A 15,057-nucleotide genomic window follows, 5' to 3' on the forward strand; every position below is an offset into this window, starting at 1 on the left:
CTTCGTGCGGTGCGTCTTCCATTCGTCGGCCGACAGCAGATCCTCGCCGCTTTCGATGGTGAGCGCGCCCTCGCGCACCTTCGTCATCAGCGCATTTTTCTGCTGGTACAGTGATCAGTCGCAGGTCGTGATTTCAGGTGATTCCTGACACCAGGCTGAACGCCACCGCGCCGCAAGTGGCAGCCGCCTCGCGAGGCGGCAAGCAGATGGATTGCATGCAGAACAATGTTTGGTGATCGCAGGACCCACCACAGGGTTGTGATCATTCAGCCATGATCGGCCCTTAGCAGACGCAAGCGGAGTTCATCCGCAGTTCATTCCAGGCTCCCTAGTTTTTCCCTCGTCGAGACCTTCGATCGCCAAGACCTTCCGCTGACAACACCAACCATCCCCTTCAGGAGGAGACTCCCATGCCAGCATTGCTTCGTCCCGCCCTCACCGCGTTCGGCGTCGCGTGCCTTCTGTCCGCCGCATCGCTTGCCTCCTCCGGCGCCGCGTTCGCGCAAGCCAAGCAGGCCGCGCCGGCTCCGCAGGCCGCGCCCGCGCAGGCACCTACCCTCAAGCAGATCGCGCTGACCGACAAGCAGCTCGACGGTGTGCTCTCCGCGCAGAAGGACATGGATGCGATCACGGAAAAGCTGCCGGAGAACACCGCGCCCGACCAGAAGGTGATCGGCCAGCTCGACGGCGTCGCCAAGAAGAACGGCTTTGCCGGCTACGACGATTACAACAACGTCGTCGACAACATCAGCCTCGTGCTCGGCGGCTTCGATCCCGCGACCAAGAAATATGTCGGCACCGAAGCCGTCATCAAGGCGCAGATCGCGCAGGTCCAGGCCGACAAGAAGATGCCCGCCAAGGACAAGAAGGAGGCGCTCGACGAGCTCAACGAAGCGCTGAAGACGCCGGCGCCGCAGGTCGAGAACAAGGCCAATATCGATCTGGTCGGCAAGTACTACGACAAGCTGGTTGCCGCGCTGGGTGACGATCAGAACTGAGCGCTATCGCGGCAAGCGCCCGCCACACCCACCGCTGTCATGCCCCGGCTTGACCGGGGCATCCAGTACGCCGCGGCCGATGTGGTGAGAGCGTGCTCTCCAATATGGGCCTCTGGAATACTGAATCGCCCGGTCAAGCCGGGCGATGACAGCTTCGGTGTGGTTCGGGCTCCCGCCTCACCACGCTCTTGATGCCGAAACAAAAAGCCCCGGAGACATCTCCGGGGCTTTTGTCGTTTTCAGACGCCGTGAAGCGTCGTCACGTCCGCGTCCGCATCCGCATCATGAAGCTGTCATAGCTGAGCTCGGCGACCTGCATCCACGCCAGCGACTCGTTCCTGAACGCCGACAGGCTCGTGTACATCTTGTTGAAGTGCGGGTTGGTCTTGCTGAGATCGGCGTAGATCTCGTTGGCGGCGTTGTAGCAGGCCTCCAGCACTTCCTGCGGGAACGGCTTCAGGATCGCACCGGCCACCAGCAGACGCTTCAGCGCCGGCGGGTTGACGTAGTCGTACTTGCCGGTGACCCAGGTGAAGGTGTCGCGCGACGCCATCTCGATCACGGATTGATAGTGCTTCGGCAGCGCGTTCCATTTGTCGCGATTTATGACGTTGTGGCCTTGGCCGGTGCCTTCCCACCAGCCCGGATAGTAATAGTATTTTGCGACCTTCACGAAGCCGAGCTTCTCGTCGTCATACGGCCCGACCCATTCGGCAGCGTCGATCGTGCCTTTCTCCAGCGCCGGGTAGATGTCGCCGCCTGCGATCTGCTGCGGCACGCCGCCGACCTTGGCGATGATTGTGCCGGCGAAGCCGCCGACGCGGAATTTCAATCCCTTGAAATCCTCCATCGACTTGATCTCCTTCCGGAACCAGCCGCCCATCTGGGCGCCGGTCGAACCGGTTGGAATGCCGAGCGCGTTGTATTCCTTCAGCAGGTCGTTCAGCATCTCGGTACCGCCGCCGAACAGCAGCCAGGAAATATGCGCCCGCGTGTTCAGTCCGAACGGCAGCGAGGTGCCGAACGTGAACGCGGGGTTCTTGCCCCAGTAGTAATAGAGCGCCGTGTTGCCCATCTCGACCGTGCCGTTCGAGACAGCGTCGAGCACCTGCAGTCCCGGGACGATCTCGCCGGACGCGAACGGCTGGATCTGGAATTTGTTGTCGGTGGCGTCAGCGACGCGCTTGCAGAAATATTCGCAGCCGCCGTAGAGCGTATCGAGCGCCTTGGGCCAGCTCGCGGCGAGCCGCCATCTCACTTCCGGCGAAGATTGCGCGATGGCCGGCGCAGCAACCGCTGTGCTTGCCGCCAGGCCAACGCCTGTCACTTTCAGGAATTCACGACGTTTCATGCGTATCCCTCCGTTGTGCCGATTGCTCGACTAAGGGAACGATCTTCGTGTCGTCTTTTGCTTCGCCGAGAACCGAACTTGTCTTGGGTGCAAACTTGTCTTGGGTGAAGGTGTGAGTGTGTCCGACGGCCCTTCAGGGCTCTTTGTGGATCCCGTACGTTGCGGTTCCGTCCATCAGGATGACTGGTCGCTTCGCGATAATCAAGCGGCGTCGGAACGCTCGCAGTTGCGAAGTCGATTGGGACAACCAGGCTTGGTCCGAAACAGGAACCAAAGCACGTAAAACCCCGGAGATGGCAGCATCTCCGGGGGCTCCGTCTTTAGTCGTGTGAGCCGCTCAGCGCCTCACGTCTTGGTCCGCATCCGCGCCATGAAGCTGTCGTAGCTCAGCTCGGCCACCTGCGTCCAAGGCAACGAGTCATTCTTGAACGCCGTCATGCTCGCATGCATCTTGCCGAAATGTGGATTGGTCTTGGACAAGTCCGCATAGATCTCGTTGGCGGCGTTGTAGCAGGCCTCGAGCACCTCCTGCGGGAAGCCCTTGAGGATCGCACCGTTCACGATCAGCCGCTTCAGCGCCGGAGCATTCAGCGCATCGTACTTGCCGGTGATCCAGGTGAAAGTGTCGCGTGACGCCGCGTCGATCGCTGCCTGGTAGTGCTTGGGCAGCGCGTTCCACTTCTCGATGTTCATGATGTTGTGGCCCTGGCTCGTGCCTTCCCACCAGCCGGGATAGTAGTAGTACTTCGCGACCTTGGCGAAGCCGAGCTTCTCGTCGTCATAGGGACCGACCCACTCGGCCGCGTCGATGGTGCCCTTCTCCAGCGCCGGATAGATGTCGCCGCCGGCGAGCTGCTGCGGTACGCAGCCGAGCTTGGCGAGGATCGTGCCGGCGAAGCCGCCGATGCGCATCTTCAGGCCCTTGAGGTCGTCGAGCGTCTTGATCTCCTTCCTGAACCAGCCGCCCATCTGCGCGCCGGTCGATCCGGTCGGGATGCCGTAGACGTTGTGCTCCTTCAGGAGATCATTGACGAGATCCTGTCCGCCGCCCCACAACAGCCAGGAAATCTGCTGGCGCGTGTTCAATCCGAACGGAAGGGCGGTTGCGAACGTGAATGCGGGGTTCTTGCCCCAATAGTAATAAAGCGCGGTATTGCCGATCTCGACCGTGCCGTTCGACACGGCGTCGAGCACCTGAAGGCCCGGGACGATCTCGCCCGCCGCAAAAGGCTGGATCTGGAACTTGTTGTCGGTAATGTCGGCGACCTGCTTGCAGAAATATTCGCAGCCGCCATAGAGCGTATCGAGGGCTTTCGGCCAGCTCGTGGCGTAGCGCCACCTGACCTCGGGCGACGACTGCGCGATCGCGGGCGCAGCCACTGCTGTGCTCGCGGCCAGGCCGACGCCTGTCACCTTCAGAAAATCACGACGTTTCATGCGCATCCCTTCCATTGCGTCGATGCATCGACCAGGGAACGATCTTGCTGTCGTCTTGTCTTCGTCGAGGATCGACGTTCTCTTGTTGAGATTTGTTTGAGCGTTTCCGAATGGCCCTGATAGGCTCTTGTTGCTGGAAGCCGAGCGTTGCGGTTCCGTCAGCAAGGATGACCGTTCGTCCTGCGATAATCAAGCCTCATGCCCTCATCGCAGCCGCGAATGCTGGCCTGACGCAAGTCGGGACGGCCTGCGCCCTGCTACTTCTTGAGGCAAAGAACAAGCAGCAAGGGAGGCTCGCGCATGACGGGCAAGAAGGTCGCGGTCGCCGGGGCGACCGGCCTCGTCGGTAATGCGGTGTTGCGACACTTCGGCACAGCCGAGCCTTGCGAGGTCGTCGCGCTGTCCCGCCGCAAGCCGCGCAACCTCTACGGCGCCCGGCACGTACCCGTCGACCTCACCAGCGAAGCGGATTGCCGCCGAGCCGCGGCCGAGCTCAACGGCGCCACGCACCTGATCTACGCCGCGCTCTACGAGGCGCCGCAGCTCGTCGACGGTTGGCGCGATCCGCAGCAGATCAGGACCAACGATCTGATGCTGCGCAATCTGATGGGCGCGCTCGAGCCGGTCGCGCCTGAACTCAGGCATGTCGCCCTGTTGCAGGGCACCAAGGCTTACGGCGTCCATGTTCGACCTTTGACCGTGCCGGCGCGCGAAGGCCGCTCCGAGATGTATGAGCAGCCCAATTTCTATTGGGCGCAGGAAAATTTCCTGCGCGAGCTCCAGAAGGGCAAAGCCTGGCACTGGAGCATTTTGCGCCCGGTCCTGATCGTCGGCCTCGCCATGGGGGGCGCCATGGATCTGATCCCACCGCTCGGCGTCTATGCCGCGATGCTGCGCGAGCAGGGCAGGCCGCTCGACTTTCCCGGTGGCGCCGCGCGGGTGGCGCAGGCCGTCGACGTCGATCTCCTCGCGCGCGCGATCGCCTGGTCGGGCGAGGCCAAGGCGGCACAGAACGAAGCCTTCAACGTCACCAATGGCGATGTCTTCACCTGGGAAAACATCTGGCCCGCGGTGGCCGACGCGCTGGAGATGAAGCCCGGCAAGCCGGTCCCGCTATCGCTGGCCAAGGAGTTTCCAAATTGGGTCTCTTCTTGGGACGCGTTGCGACGCAAGCATGACCTCGTGTCGCCGGACCTCGCCGACTTCGTCGGCCTGTCGTTCCAGTACGCCGACTACAGCATGCGCTATGGCCAGACCGAGTCCGGTCCGCCCTCGATCGTCTCGACGGTCAAGATCAACCGCGCAGGGTTCACCGAGATGATGGACACGGAGGACATGTTCCGGAAGTGGTTCAAGCAAGCCAAAGAGAGCCGGCTGCTTCCATAGAGATCGCTCCTACGAAGGCAGCGCGCTTCCTCTCCCGCTTGCAGGGCCGGAGGTCGGGGCCGTTCCCACATCCAGTCGTGCACCCACCGCGTGACCTGGATGCTGATTTCGGCGAGAGCCACAAGCCGGCACGAAACAGGCGGCCCCTTTGGGGCCGCCTGAGCTGTTTAACGTCAGAGCAGATGACCTACTGGCAGAGATGCAGGAGGCCGTCGCTACCCTTGAAATAGGTGCCGGGCCGGCAGACGATGCCGTTGCGGGCAGCATACGTACTCCAGCTGCCTTGCCAGCCCATCTCGCCGTACGACATGCCGCCGGGCGACATGGCGTAGGAATTGCCCCAGCTGCCGACAGTCGCGCTCGGCGCCACCGGCTGGCGATATGCCGTTCGCCGAGTTGATGGCCGATATCGATAGTCGGGGGTGGTCCCCGTTCCAAGACCCGTGCAGCTGGCGAATTCAGCTTGACATGCGTCCGGATTGGAATTGTACCACTGCGCCTGTGCAGCAGAGCTGGACAGGGCAGATGCCACAACAACGATCGCACCAACAATTTTCAGATTTATCATGGATTGCTCCTTACGGTTGGACCGTGGTGCAAGATGCCACGTGTGTCAGTATCCGGGTTTTTTTGCGCGCAAAGCATCAAATCGACGTGACCCGTTGGGCGAGCACGAACAGAACGAGCATCCCGGTGTCATCCTTCGCGACCACTATCCTGACACTGCTCGGCCTGACCATTGGCTTCTCGGGGTTATCAATCGCTATGACCAGCGCAAGAATTTCGAGGAGGCCGAAGCCAACGCCATCGTGCGCGAATAGGACGCAACCTGCTGCGATCATAAGTCCGCACATGGGCGGACATAGTGCGGACTGCGACCGATGCCGGCTTCTGATCGCGACGCCGAACTCATGGTTCAACGTTCACCGCTTTGGCATAGCTACACTTCATCTATAATTCTCTTCCGTGGATCAGCTACAGGAGGCAAGAATGAAGCGATCAATTGCCTTGTCAGCGTCGCTAATTATTGGCTTCTCAGTTGGAAGCAATGCAGGCGCGAGTGCTGCAACTTACTGCCAACGCGTTGGCTATCCCGCCAATTGTGTCGTTCGGACCGGCGTCATGGTCGCGCCAACCCGTGATGTTCGCGGAATGCCACCATCAATTGATGCGGGCCCGAGCGGCGTTATAAGGCAGGACCTGTTCGCAAGGAATAATCCGAACAATTTGCGATCGGATTGGCCCAGTCCACCCGCCCAACCGGGGCAGTTCTAGACGTTATTTCGCGAACGCCGTCTCCATCGCCTTTCTTGTCCCGATCGTGTCGTTGTTGGCGTCGAATTCGACATCGTTCCAGCGCACGATCTCGCCATGGGCGACGTCGTGCTTCAGCTTCAGGCGATGTGCGAGACCGATCGGCAGGGCGCCTGCCTTCAGGCTCGCGGCCGCCGGCACCAGCTTGCCCCACACGGTGTAGCCGCCTTCGCCGTCCAGCATCTCTCCGGCGCGCAAGTTCCGCTTGGCCACGGCGGCGACGTCGCCGCGGAAGCCGTAGGGTTGGCCGGTCGGCTCGCCTCGCAGCGCCGCCGACAGGATCGAGATGTTCAGCTCGAGCCCGATCAGATGGTACGGCTTGTACATCGCCGCGAAGCGTCCGCTGCCGTCGGTCTTCAGGCCGTATTGCCTGAAGCAATCGGCGGCATAATCGTTCGGCGCCTCCAGCACGACATAGACGCCCCAGCGCAGATCGCGAAACACCGGCCGGCCGTCGCGCTCGAGTGACGACACCACCTCCACTACGCCCGACCGCTCCAGCACGCCGCCCTTGTCGCTGGGGCGCATGACATGCGGCAAGTCGTCGACGCCACAGGGTGGAAACAGCAAGCCGCTCGCGGGCACGTCGAGCCCGCAGGCATTGGCGATGGCGGCCATCTCGATCGCCGATTTGGTGCCGTCGAGGAAGGAGTTGAACATCTGCGGGTTCATGCCGGCCGACTGCGCTTCGCCCGCGGTGAGACCATAGTGCTGCCAGACGCCGTCAGGCGTCACGTCGTGATAGGCCGGCAGATACTTTGTCCCTTTGCCGGCTGCGACCACGCGAAAACCGGTGGCGCGTGCCCAGTCGACCATCTCGGCTGTCAGCGCCGGTTGGTCGCCATAGGCGAGCGAATAGACCACGCCCGCCTTGCGCGCTTCCTCGGCGAGCAGCGGGCCCGCCAGCACGTCGGCCTCGACATTGACCATCACGATATGCTTGCCCGCCGCGATCGCCGCGCGCGCGTGCCTGATGCCGACGGCGGGATTGCCGGTCGCTTCAACGACGACATCCATCGCGCCGCCGGCAATGGCGCGCGCGCCATCATCGGTGAAGACGGTGGCCGCGATCCGCTCGGCGCTCCAGCCCACGGTGCGGCACGCCTCACGGGCACGGTCGCGATCGATATCGACGATGATGGGCACCTCCAGCCCCGGCGTGTGCGGCACCTGCGCCAGAAACATCGAGCCGAACTTGCCGGCGCCGATCAGCGCGACACGGACAGGCTTGCCGGCGGACGCGCGAGCCTGGAGGAGGCGGAAGAGGTTCATGGGGGATGTATCCTGAGCAATGATCGTGTCCCGGACGCGGTGCAGCGTGAAACGCTGCTCCGCAGAGCCGGGACCCAGAGAGAAACTATCCGTGTGGCATGGGCCCCGGCTCAGCAGCGCATCACTGACGTGCTGCGCTGCGACCGGGGCACGAGACCTGTCTTACTCCGCCGCCTGTCGCGGTGCCCGTGCCAGCCGCACCAGGGCATCATCGTCCACCGTCTTGATCGGCGCAAAATCGCGGTGCGCGATGTACTCGGGCCTTGTCGGCGTGCGGATGTAGTTCGAGACCGCGTTCAGCGTCAGGTACACGATCTTGCGCGGGTAGGGCGTGATGTTGCCGCTAGAGCCATGCACGAGATTGCCGTGGAACATCAGCATGCCGCCCGGTTTGCCGGTCGGCGCCACGATGCCGCCCTGCTTGACCAGCCGCGTCACGGTCTCTTCGTCCAGCGTCCACAGTGGATAGGAGGTCGTCGCAAGGTCATGGGACGCCTGGAGATCGCCGGCATTCTGGCTCTGCGGCACCAGCATCAGGGGGCCGTTGATCGGCATCACCTCGTCGAGGAAGATCGCGATGTTCATTGCGCGCGGCTCCGGCATGCCGTCGTCGCGCTTCCAGGTGCCGTAATCCTGGTGCCACTGCCAGACGTCGCCGGTGAAGGCCGATTTCGCGTTGATCTTGAACTGGTGCATGTAGACCGGCTCGCCGAACAATTGCTCGACCGGCTCGATCATGCGCGGATGCGCGCCCAGAATGCCGAAGGCCTCGTTGTAGAGATGCGCGGCAAAGGCCGTGCGCGGCGCGCCGCTCTTCTCGCGCCAGACCTCGGGCCGGTTGGCGTCATAGATGCCGACAGCCTCGCGCGCGAGCAAGTCGACCTCCTCCTGGCTGAACAATTCGGGGAGGAACAGCCAGCCCTCGCGATGGAAGAACTCCAATTGTGCCTCGGACAGTTTCATGGGTCGTCCTCCTGTTTTGTTTGTTGTTGTCATTCCGGGGCGCGCGAAGCGCGAGCCCGGAATCCATTTCTCCGCCATCTCTGAGGCCCGATGGGTTCTCTGATGCGCAATTGCGCATCAAAGCTCGACGCTGCGCGCCGCCCCGGAATGACAGCTACGCCGCCGCCTCGTCCGTCGCCTTCAATCTCTCCTCAGTCATCCGTCCCGCCGTCTGCGCATGGGCCAGCGCCGCGCGCTCGGCAGCTTTCGCGTCACCTGCGAGGATGTGTTTTGCGATGTCGGCATGCTCGGCCCACGCGCTGCCGCGATAATCGAGCTCGGAGAGCACCGTCGCCATCGAGCGGCGCATATGCGGCCATTGCGGCGCGATCGTCTCCTCGATCACGGGATTGCCCGCGAGCTGATAGATCGCGCGGTGAAAATCGACGTCGAGCACGATCAGCTCGGCGAGCGAAGTCTTGCGGTCGATGCGGCGTCCGGCGGCGAGGGCCGCGTCCAGCCGCGCGCGTCCCGCCGCGTCACTTGCGGCGCGCTGAGCGGCGAGCCGGGCGGCCAGCGCATCGATGGCGCCGCGCACCTCGTAAAGCTGGCGGATGCGCGAGGGGTCGAGCTGGGTGACTTCAAAGCCGCGCCGGCCGCTCTCGGCGACGAGCCCCTGCCGGTGCAACAAATGCAGCGCATGCGACACCGGCTGGCGCGACACGCCGAGCTTGTCGGCGAGTTCGTTCTGCCGGATGCGCTGACCGGGCTGAAGCGTGCGGTCGGAGATCGCCTCCAGGATCCGCGCATAGACCTGGTCGATCAGGTTCGGGAGCGGGTCGAGAGGAATCACGCCGGCAACTCCGAGATACTAAATGGGAATACGGAATTCCGTATTCGAAAGTACTGCGAGAGGGGGAGAACGTCAAGATCGGCTTCGTGGTCCCCTCAAGCCGTCATTTTAGAGTGCGCTAAGCTATTGATATCACTAGGTCTGCCTACTGTGCATGGGGTTGTTTTCGCCAAACTGGCTTGGCTGGCCCCGGCGCTTATTTCTTCTTGCCCTGCTCGATCAATATCCGGCTCATCAAATAGAGCCGCGGCACGATCGAGTTGGTGTCGATGAATTCGTCGCGGGCGTGATAGCCGAAGCCGGCGAGGCCAAAGCTCTCGACCACGACCGCCTTGCCGCTGCGGTTGGCATAGCCGGCATCGGTGGCGCCGCCGGTCATCTCGGCGATGTCGAGCTTGCGGTCGATCTCGGCATAGATCGCCTGCCCCTCCTGCGCGAGCGCGCGGCCGCGATCGCTGGCGACGAAGGGCGGGCGGCCCGCCGTGATCGTCACCGTGGTTTCGGTGTCGGGCACGAACTTGTCCTTCACCTTCGCGTCGAGCGCCGCCTGCAATTTGGCGATGCCATCGGGGATGGTGAGGCGGATGTCGGCGCCGGCCTCGGCCCTTTCCGGAATCTGGTTGCGCACCGTGCCGGCCTGCGCCGTGGTCCAGTTGAGCTGCGTGCCCGGGATCGACTTGGCGACGTCCTTCGTCTGCTGCAATTGGTGCGCGAGCTCGATCAGCGCGTTGCGGCCGAGATCGGGCGCGGCGCCGGCATGCGAGGCGCGGCCCTTCACCTCCATCTTCGCCGTGGCAGTGCCGCTCGCGCCCAGCAGCAGCCCGTCATTCTTGGCGATCGGCGCAGCCACCGTCGGTTCGCAGGAGAGCACGACGTCGTGCTGGTCGGCGAGCTCGGCGATGATCTCGCCCGACCCGATCGAGCCGACCTCTTCATCCGGATTGAAGGACACGGTGAGCCTGGCATAATCCTGCCAGCCGGCGTCCTTCAGGATCTTGAGCGCATGCAGGACCACGGCGATGCCGCCCTTGTCGTCGGCGATGCCGGGGCCGTAGATGCGGTTGCCGTCGACACGGTAGGGCTCGCTTCCGAGAATGCCGCGCTGATAGACCGTGTCCATATGCGCGATCAGCATCAGCTTTCGCGACCCGGTGCTCTGGAAGGTGGCGATCACCATGTCGGCGCCCGTACCCGCGGTGGTCTTGCGCCGCTCGATGGTGGCGCCCAGCGCCTTCAGGCGCGCTTCGGTGAAGTCGGCCATCTTCTTCAGGCCCTCGGCATCGTCGCTGCCGCTCTCGATCATCACCATGTCGTGCAGGGTCTCGATCAGCGGCGCCTTCTCCTGCTCGGCCGCGGCCTTGAGCTTCTCGCCGGCGGCCGCAAGCGCGATCGTGCTGCCGGCGGCGAGGCCGAGCAGGGACAAGGCGAGCAGGGGAATGAAGCGGGCTGTCATGGAAGCGTCCTTTCGCGTCTTGAGCGCTGGCACCGCGCGCGATTGCGCCGAAAGCCTAGCATCCGGAAAGACGCGATGCCATGTCCCGCTAGCGCTCCAGCACCTCGACCTCCATCGTCGCGATCCGGTCAGCATCGGCGAGCGCCTCGATCCCGGCAATGCGGTCGCCGTTGAACGTCACGCGCAGCGCGATGCGCAGATGTCCGCCGAGAATGACGGCGACGCCGATCTCGCCATCGACCAGCGCCGTCCGTGCCGCCTGCGCACGACCCTTGTAGAGCTGTGCGACCGCATCCGCGCCGCGGATCTCCGGCAGCGTGCCGAGCCGCACCGCAGCCTGGTCGGCTCGGAACACGACGTCGGGATCGAGCAGGGCCAGCAGGCCCTCGAAATTGCCCTCGCGCGAAGCTTTGAGGAAGGCATCGACGATCGCGCGCTGGTGCGAGACGTCCGTCTCGGGGACCGGCGCACCCTGGACGCGCCGCCGCGCACGGCTGGCCAGCTGCCGCGAGGCGTCGACCGAGCGTCCCACGATCGGCGCGATCTCCTCGAACGGGACTGCGAACATGTCGTGCAGCACGAAGGCCAGCCGCTCCGCCGGCTGCAATGTCTCGAGCACGACGAGGAGGGCCGCGCCGACGGAATCGGCCATCTCCGCCTCGCGCTCCCGCGTCTCGTCGACCGGTTCGGGCACATGCGGGCCCATCGGGTCCTCGCGGCGCGATTTGCGCGCGCGTAGCATGTCGAGGCAGATGCGCGCGACCACGGTGGTCAGCCAGCCGCGCAGGTTCGCGACATCGGACGTGTCGTAGCGGCTGACCCGCAGCCAGGCCTCCTGCACGGCATCGTCGACCTCGGCGCTGGAGCCCAGCATCCGGTAGGCGACCGCGCGCAGATGGTCCCTGCTGGCCTCGAACTGGTGGCTGAGAAAATTTTCTTCGCTCATCGGTCACATTCCCTCGTCGCGATCCGTCATCCCCATGACGAAGCCAATCCGGCCGATGTGACCGGAACCGTCGAAATTTTCAAACGGAGACGAAAGATGATGCACGCCCGCATGAACCACCCCGTCATGGTCCTTCCCGAGGCCATGAATGTCCTTCAGTCCCTCGGCAATTTGACCAAGCAGGGTCTGCCGGAAAAGCTCCTGGAACTGGTGCACCTGCGCGCCAGCCAGATCAATGGCTGCAGCGTCTGCGTCGACATGCATCCGAAGATCGCCCGCCGGGCTGGCGAGACCGACGAGCGCCTGTTTGCCGTGTCGGCCTGGCGCGATGCGCCCTATTTCAGCGACGCCGAACGCGCCGCGCTGGCGCTGACCGAGGCCGTCACGCGCCTTGCCGATCGCGAGGACCCGGTGTCCGATGCGATCTGGAACGAGGCCGCCAAGCATTTTGACGAACGCGAGCTCGCAACCCTGATCCTCTCGATCGCGACCATCAACGTCTGGAACCGGCTGAACGCCACGATCAAGATGCCGGTCGGTGTTTGGAAGGTGTGAGTTTCTGTGCCCTCTCCCCTTGCGGGAGAGGGCAGCGCCGTTGGAAGATTCGAACTCTCCTGGGTGAGGGGTATTTCTCCGCAGATTCATTTGCAGATGTGATGCTCCTCCCACATCCGCCTTCGCCTGAAGGCTTCGGCGGACAAGAGGGGAGAAGGAAGAAAGAAAGCTACTCCGCCAGGAACCTGTTCACCACCTCACCGAACTCAAGCGGCGCCTGCTCGAACATCCAGTGGCCGGCATTCTCGATCACCGCCGTCTTGCTGCCGGCGATGTGCGCGGCCAGCACGCGCCACATCACCGAGAGGCTGCCGGTGGTCGCACCGCCGCCGATCAGCAGCGTCGGCGTCCTGATCGCCTGCGCATCCGCGAGCGTGTAGGGCCGGCGCTGCTCGTTGATCTGGCCGAGGAAGGTGAGCGTGTTGTCGCGCAGCTGTTGCTTCGCCGCCGCCGGCACGCGCCGCCAGGAGCCGTCGCCTTCGATGCCCTCGTAGAAATTCTGCAGTGCGCCGTCGAGATCGCCGGCGCGGATCATCTCGACCGAGCGTATCGTCTTCGCAGCGAGCGGCGGATGCGCCGGCGTACCGTCAGGCACCGGCAGGCTCGCGTCGAGATCACCGCCCGGCTCGGCCAGCACCAGCTTGCGCAGCAGGTCAGGCCGCGCTTGCGCGACGCGGAACGCGATGTGGCCGCCGCGCGAATGGCCCATCAGGTCGACCGGGCCGGGTTTGACCTGCTCGATGAAGGCGATCGTGTCCGCGACGTGCTGCGCCATCTTGTAGTCGTCGCCGACGGCGTCCCAATGCTCGGGAAAGAAGTGCCGCAGGCTGACCGAGATCACGCGATGGGACTTCGAAAGCGGGCCGAGCACTGAATACCAGGTGCGGAAATCACCTAACGTGCCATGCACGCAGACCAGCGGCGGGCCCTCGCCGACTTCGAGATAGGCCATGTCGTAACCGTTGACGCGAAAGCTCTGCATGATCAGCTCGCCAGGAAATCCAGAACCAGTTCGGAGTATTTTTGCGGCGCCTGCTCGAACATCGGATGGGTCGCGTTCGGGATGATCGCCATCTTGGAATAGGGCACGTGCGCGGCCAGCGCATGCAGCACCTTCGGCAGCAGGCCCTTGGTCCGTGCGCCCAGGATGAACAGCGTCGGCATCCTGATCGATTCCGCATCCCCCTTCGAGAACGGCGGCCGGTTGTCGCGGACCTGGCCGATCAGGGTATAGGCGTTGTCGCGCAGATTCTGCTTCACCATCGCAGGAAGCCGCGGCCAGGTGCCGGCGCCCTCCAGCGTGTCCACAAAGACGGCAAGGCCACCGTCGACATCGCCGGCCGCGATCTTCTCGGCCGAGGCCGTGAACCGCGCCAACAGCGGCGAGGGGCCACCGACGTAATCGGGATCGAGGCTCGCATCGAGCTCGCCGCCGGGTTCGGCCAGGACCAGCCGCCGCAACAGGTCAGGGCGCGCCTGTGCCACGCGAAAGCAGATGTGTCCGCCGCGGGAATGGCCCATCAAATCGACCGGGCCGACGTCGAGCTTCTCGATGAAGGCGATGACGTCCTGGACATGCTGGGCGATCGAATAGGTGTCGCCGACGCCGTCCCAGCGGTCGGGGAAGAAATGCCGCAAGCTGACGGCGATCACCCGATGCCGCTGCGTCAGCGGCTCGAGCACACAGCCCCAGACGCGGAAGTCATTGAGCGAACCATGCACGCAGACCAGCGGCGGCCGGCCCCGGTCTTCGCCCACGTCGAGATAGGGCATGTCGTATCCGTTGACGTGGAGGCTTTGCATTCGGGGCTCGCGGGAGGGGGGCAGGAACTCCTGTGCAAGATTCCCGGAAACCGGGTGGATCGCAACTATTTCCAAGCCTAGATGTAGGCGGAGACCACAATGGGGGCATGCGACGGGGACGCAAGCTCAGGAACCAAGCCATGACCGACCAGCATTTTGCCCTGTTCGACACCAGCATCGGCCTTTGCGCCATCGCCTGGAGCCCGCGCGGCATCAACGGCACGCAACTGCCCATGGGCGGCGAGGACAAGATCCGCACCCGCATCAGCCAGCGCCACGCTGACGCCAGCGAGGCCGAGCCGACCGCCGAGGTGCGAGAGGCGATCGATCGCATCACAAAACTGCTCGCGGGCGAGCCGGACGATCTCACCGACATCCCGCTCGACCTCGAGGGCGTGCCCGAGTTCAACCGCGGCGTCTACGAGATCGCCCGCGCCATCCCGCCGGGCAAGACCATCACCTATGGCGATATCGCCAAGCAGCTCGGCGGCGTGCAGCTGTCCCGCGACGTCGGCCAGGCCCTCGGCCGCAACCCGTGCCCGATCGTCGTGCCCTGCCATCGCGTGCTGGCGGCCGGCAACAAGCCCGGCGGCTTCTCGGCGAATGGCGGCGTGGTGACGAAGTTGAAGATGCTCGAGATCGAAGGCGCGCTGGTGAACCACACGCCGAGTTTGTTTGATTGACGTACAAGGTCTCTTGCCCCGGACGCAGTGCGGCACGAAGTGCTGCACTGCTGAGCCGGAGCCC

The 15,057-nt window shown here is 64.0% G+C and carries 16 protein-coding genes (1 of these 16 only partly in view); 6 read left to right on the forward strand and 10 right to left on the reverse strand.

Annotation, left to right across the window (positions count from 1 at the left end; translation table 11 throughout):
* Both BJ6T_RS46975 and BJ6T_RS07390 read left to right on the forward strand, forming a co-directional pair.
* Positions 1-114, forward strand: partial view of a hypothetical protein gene (locus tag BJ6T_RS46975; protein WP_155256731.1) — the 3' portion only. 63 nt of this gene lie to the left of the window's left edge; 114 of the gene's 177 nt are visible here — the last part of the coding sequence; the start codon falls outside the window, past its left edge; its stop codon occupies positions 112-114.
* Between the two features lie 296 nt (positions 115-410).
* A complete protein-coding gene (locus BJ6T_RS07390; RefSeq protein ID WP_014491679.1) occupies positions 411-998 on the forward strand; it encodes a hypothetical protein in 588 nt (195 codons plus the stop codon).
* Between the two features lie 259 nt (positions 999-1,257).
* Here the strand turns inward: BJ6T_RS07390 and BJ6T_RS07395 are convergent, their stop codons facing one another.
* Both BJ6T_RS07395 and BJ6T_RS07400 read right to left on the reverse strand, forming a co-directional pair.
* Positions 1,258-2,349, reverse strand: coding sequence for a TRAP transporter substrate-binding protein (locus BJ6T_RS07395; RefSeq protein ID WP_014491680.1), 1,092 nt, complete (start codon positions 2,347-2,349; stop codon positions 1,258-1,260).
* A 345-nt stretch (positions 2,350-2,694) separates the two neighbouring features.
* On the reverse strand, positions 2,695-3,786 hold the full coding sequence (locus BJ6T_RS07400; RefSeq protein WP_028169953.1) for a TRAP transporter substrate-binding protein: 1,092 nt from the start codon (positions 3,784-3,786) through the stop codon (positions 2,695-2,697).
* Positions 3,787-4,086: 300 nt separating this feature from the next.
* Here BJ6T_RS07400 and BJ6T_RS07405 point away from each other — a divergent pair, with 300 nt between their 5' ends.
* Complete coding sequence (locus tag BJ6T_RS07405; RefSeq protein ID WP_014491682.1) at positions 4,087-5,172, forward strand: NAD-dependent epimerase/dehydratase family protein; 1,086 nt, start codon at positions 4,087-4,089, stop codon at positions 5,170-5,172.
* Positions 5,173-5,359: 187 nt separating this feature from the next.
* Here the strand turns inward: BJ6T_RS07405 and BJ6T_RS07410 are convergent, their stop codons facing one another.
* On the reverse strand, positions 5,360-5,740 hold the full coding sequence (locus BJ6T_RS07410) for a hypothetical protein (RefSeq protein ID WP_014491683.1): 381 nt from the start codon (positions 5,738-5,740) through the stop codon (positions 5,360-5,362).
* A 94-nt stretch (positions 5,741-5,834) separates the two neighbouring features.
* On the opposite strand from BJ6T_RS07410, the gene BJ6T_RS46980 reads away from it, so the two are divergent.
* Entirely contained in the window at positions 5,835-5,993 is a 159-nt protein-coding gene (locus tag BJ6T_RS46980; RefSeq protein WP_162177117.1) for a hypothetical protein, read from the forward strand.
* A gap of 457 nt (positions 5,994-6,450) precedes the next feature.
* On the opposite strand, the gene BJ6T_RS07420 is transcribed toward BJ6T_RS46980, so the two are convergent.
* From BJ6T_RS07420 to BJ6T_RS07440, 5 genes are all read right to left on the reverse strand, one after another.
* Positions 6,451-7,758, reverse strand: coding sequence for an NAD(P)H-dependent oxidoreductase (locus BJ6T_RS07420; RefSeq protein WP_014491685.1), 1,308 nt, complete (start codon positions 7,756-7,758; stop codon positions 6,451-6,453).
* Positions 7,759-7,920: 162 nt separating this feature from the next.
* A complete protein-coding gene (locus BJ6T_RS07425; RefSeq protein ID WP_014491686.1) occupies positions 7,921-8,721 on the reverse strand; it encodes a phytanoyl-CoA dioxygenase family protein in 801 nt (266 codons plus the stop codon).
* Positions 8,722-8,875: 154 nt separating this feature from the next.
* A complete protein-coding gene (locus BJ6T_RS07430; protein WP_014491687.1) occupies positions 8,876-9,553 on the reverse strand; it encodes a GntR family transcriptional regulator in 678 nt (225 codons plus the stop codon).
* A gap of 196 nt (positions 9,554-9,749) precedes the next feature.
* The gene (locus BJ6T_RS07435) at positions 9,750-11,006 is read right to left on the reverse strand and encodes a M20/M25/M40 family metallo-hydrolase (protein WP_014491688.1); all 1,257 of its coding nucleotides are present in this window, start codon (positions 11,004-11,006) and stop codon (positions 9,750-9,752) included.
* An 88-nt stretch (positions 11,007-11,094) separates the two neighbouring features.
* Positions 11,095-11,952 (reverse strand): sigma-70 family RNA polymerase sigma factor, encoded by an 858-nt coding sequence (locus tag BJ6T_RS07440; RefSeq protein ID WP_014491689.1) that lies wholly within the window; start codon positions 11,950-11,952, stop codon positions 11,095-11,097.
* Positions 11,953-12,051: 99 nt separating this feature from the next.
* Between BJ6T_RS07440 and BJ6T_RS07445 the strand changes: the two genes are divergently transcribed.
* The gene (locus BJ6T_RS07445) at positions 12,052-12,507 is read left to right on the forward strand and encodes a carboxymuconolactone decarboxylase family protein (protein WP_028169951.1); all 456 of its coding nucleotides are present in this window, start codon (positions 12,052-12,054) and stop codon (positions 12,505-12,507) included.
* 169 nt (positions 12,508-12,676) lie between these two features.
* Here the strand turns inward: BJ6T_RS07445 and BJ6T_RS07450 are convergent, their stop codons facing one another.
* Together BJ6T_RS07450 and BJ6T_RS07455 are read right to left on the reverse strand one after the other, a co-directional pair.
* Entirely contained in the window at positions 12,677-13,489 is an 813-nt protein-coding gene (locus BJ6T_RS07450) for an alpha/beta fold hydrolase (RefSeq protein WP_014491691.1), read from the reverse strand.
* Positions 13,490-13,491: 2 nt separating this feature from the next.
* Positions 13,492-14,310, reverse strand: coding sequence for an alpha/beta fold hydrolase (locus tag BJ6T_RS07455; RefSeq protein ID WP_014491692.1), 819 nt, complete (start codon positions 14,308-14,310; stop codon positions 13,492-13,494).
* 140 nt (positions 14,311-14,450) lie between these two features.
* On the opposite strand from BJ6T_RS07455, the gene BJ6T_RS07460 reads away from it, so the two are divergent.
* Positions 14,451-14,993 (forward strand): methylated-DNA--[protein]-cysteine S-methyltransferase, encoded by a 543-nt coding sequence (locus BJ6T_RS07460; RefSeq protein ID WP_014491693.1) that lies wholly within the window; start codon positions 14,451-14,453, stop codon positions 14,991-14,993.
* Positions 14,994-15,057: the final 64 nt, after the last annotated feature.

This window comes from Bradyrhizobium japonicum USDA 6, assembly GCF_000284375.1.
GTDB lineage: Bacteria > Pseudomonadota > Alphaproteobacteria > Rhizobiales > Xanthobacteraceae > Bradyrhizobium > Bradyrhizobium japonicum.

Excerpts from the sequence above, each read along its gene's own strand:
- BJ6T_RS07390 (WP_014491679.1), top strand. The coding sequence starts at position 411 with ATGCCAGCATTGCTTCGTCCCGCCCTCACCGCGTTCGGCGTCGCGTGC.
- BJ6T_RS07395 (WP_014491680.1), bottom strand. The coding sequence starts at position 2,349 with ATGAAACGTCGTGAATTCCTGAAAGTGACAGGCGTTGGCCTGGCGGCA.
- BJ6T_RS07400 (WP_028169953.1), bottom strand. The coding sequence starts at position 3,786 with ATGAAACGTCGTGATTTTCTGAAGGTGACAGGCGTCGGCCTGGCCGCG.
- BJ6T_RS07405 (WP_014491682.1), top strand. The coding sequence starts at position 4,087 with ATGACGGGCAAGAAGGTCGCGGTCGCCGGGGCGACCGGCCTCGTCGGT.
- BJ6T_RS07410 (WP_014491683.1), bottom strand. The coding sequence starts at position 5,740 with ATGATAAATCTGAAAATTGTTGGTGCGATCGTTGTTGTGGCATCTGCC.
- BJ6T_RS07420 (WP_014491685.1), bottom strand. The coding sequence starts at position 7,758 with ATGAACCTCTTCCGCCTCCTCCAGGCTCGCGCGTCCGCCGGCAAGCCT.
- BJ6T_RS07425 (WP_014491686.1), bottom strand. The coding sequence starts at position 8,721 with ATGAAACTGTCCGAGGCACAATTGGAGTTCTTCCATCGCGAGGGCTGG.
- BJ6T_RS07435 (WP_014491688.1), bottom strand. The coding sequence starts at position 11,006 with ATGACAGCCCGCTTCATTCCCCTGCTCGCCTTGTCCCTGCTCGGCCTC.
- BJ6T_RS07440 (WP_014491689.1), bottom strand. The coding sequence starts at position 11,952 with ATGAGCGAAGAAAATTTTCTCAGCCACCAGTTCGAGGCCAGCAGGGAC.
- BJ6T_RS07445 (WP_028169951.1), top strand. The coding sequence starts at position 12,052 with ATGCACGCCCGCATGAACCACCCCGTCATGGTCCTTCCCGAGGCCATG.
- BJ6T_RS07450 (WP_014491691.1), bottom strand. The coding sequence starts at position 13,489 with ATGCAGAGCTTTCGCGTCAACGGTTACGACATGGCCTATCTCGAAGTC.
- BJ6T_RS07455 (WP_014491692.1), bottom strand. The coding sequence starts at position 14,310 with ATGCAAAGCCTCCACGTCAACGGATACGACATGCCCTATCTCGACGTG.
- BJ6T_RS07460 (WP_014491693.1), top strand. The coding sequence starts at position 14,451 with ATGACCGACCAGCATTTTGCCCTGTTCGACACCAGCATCGGCCTTTGC.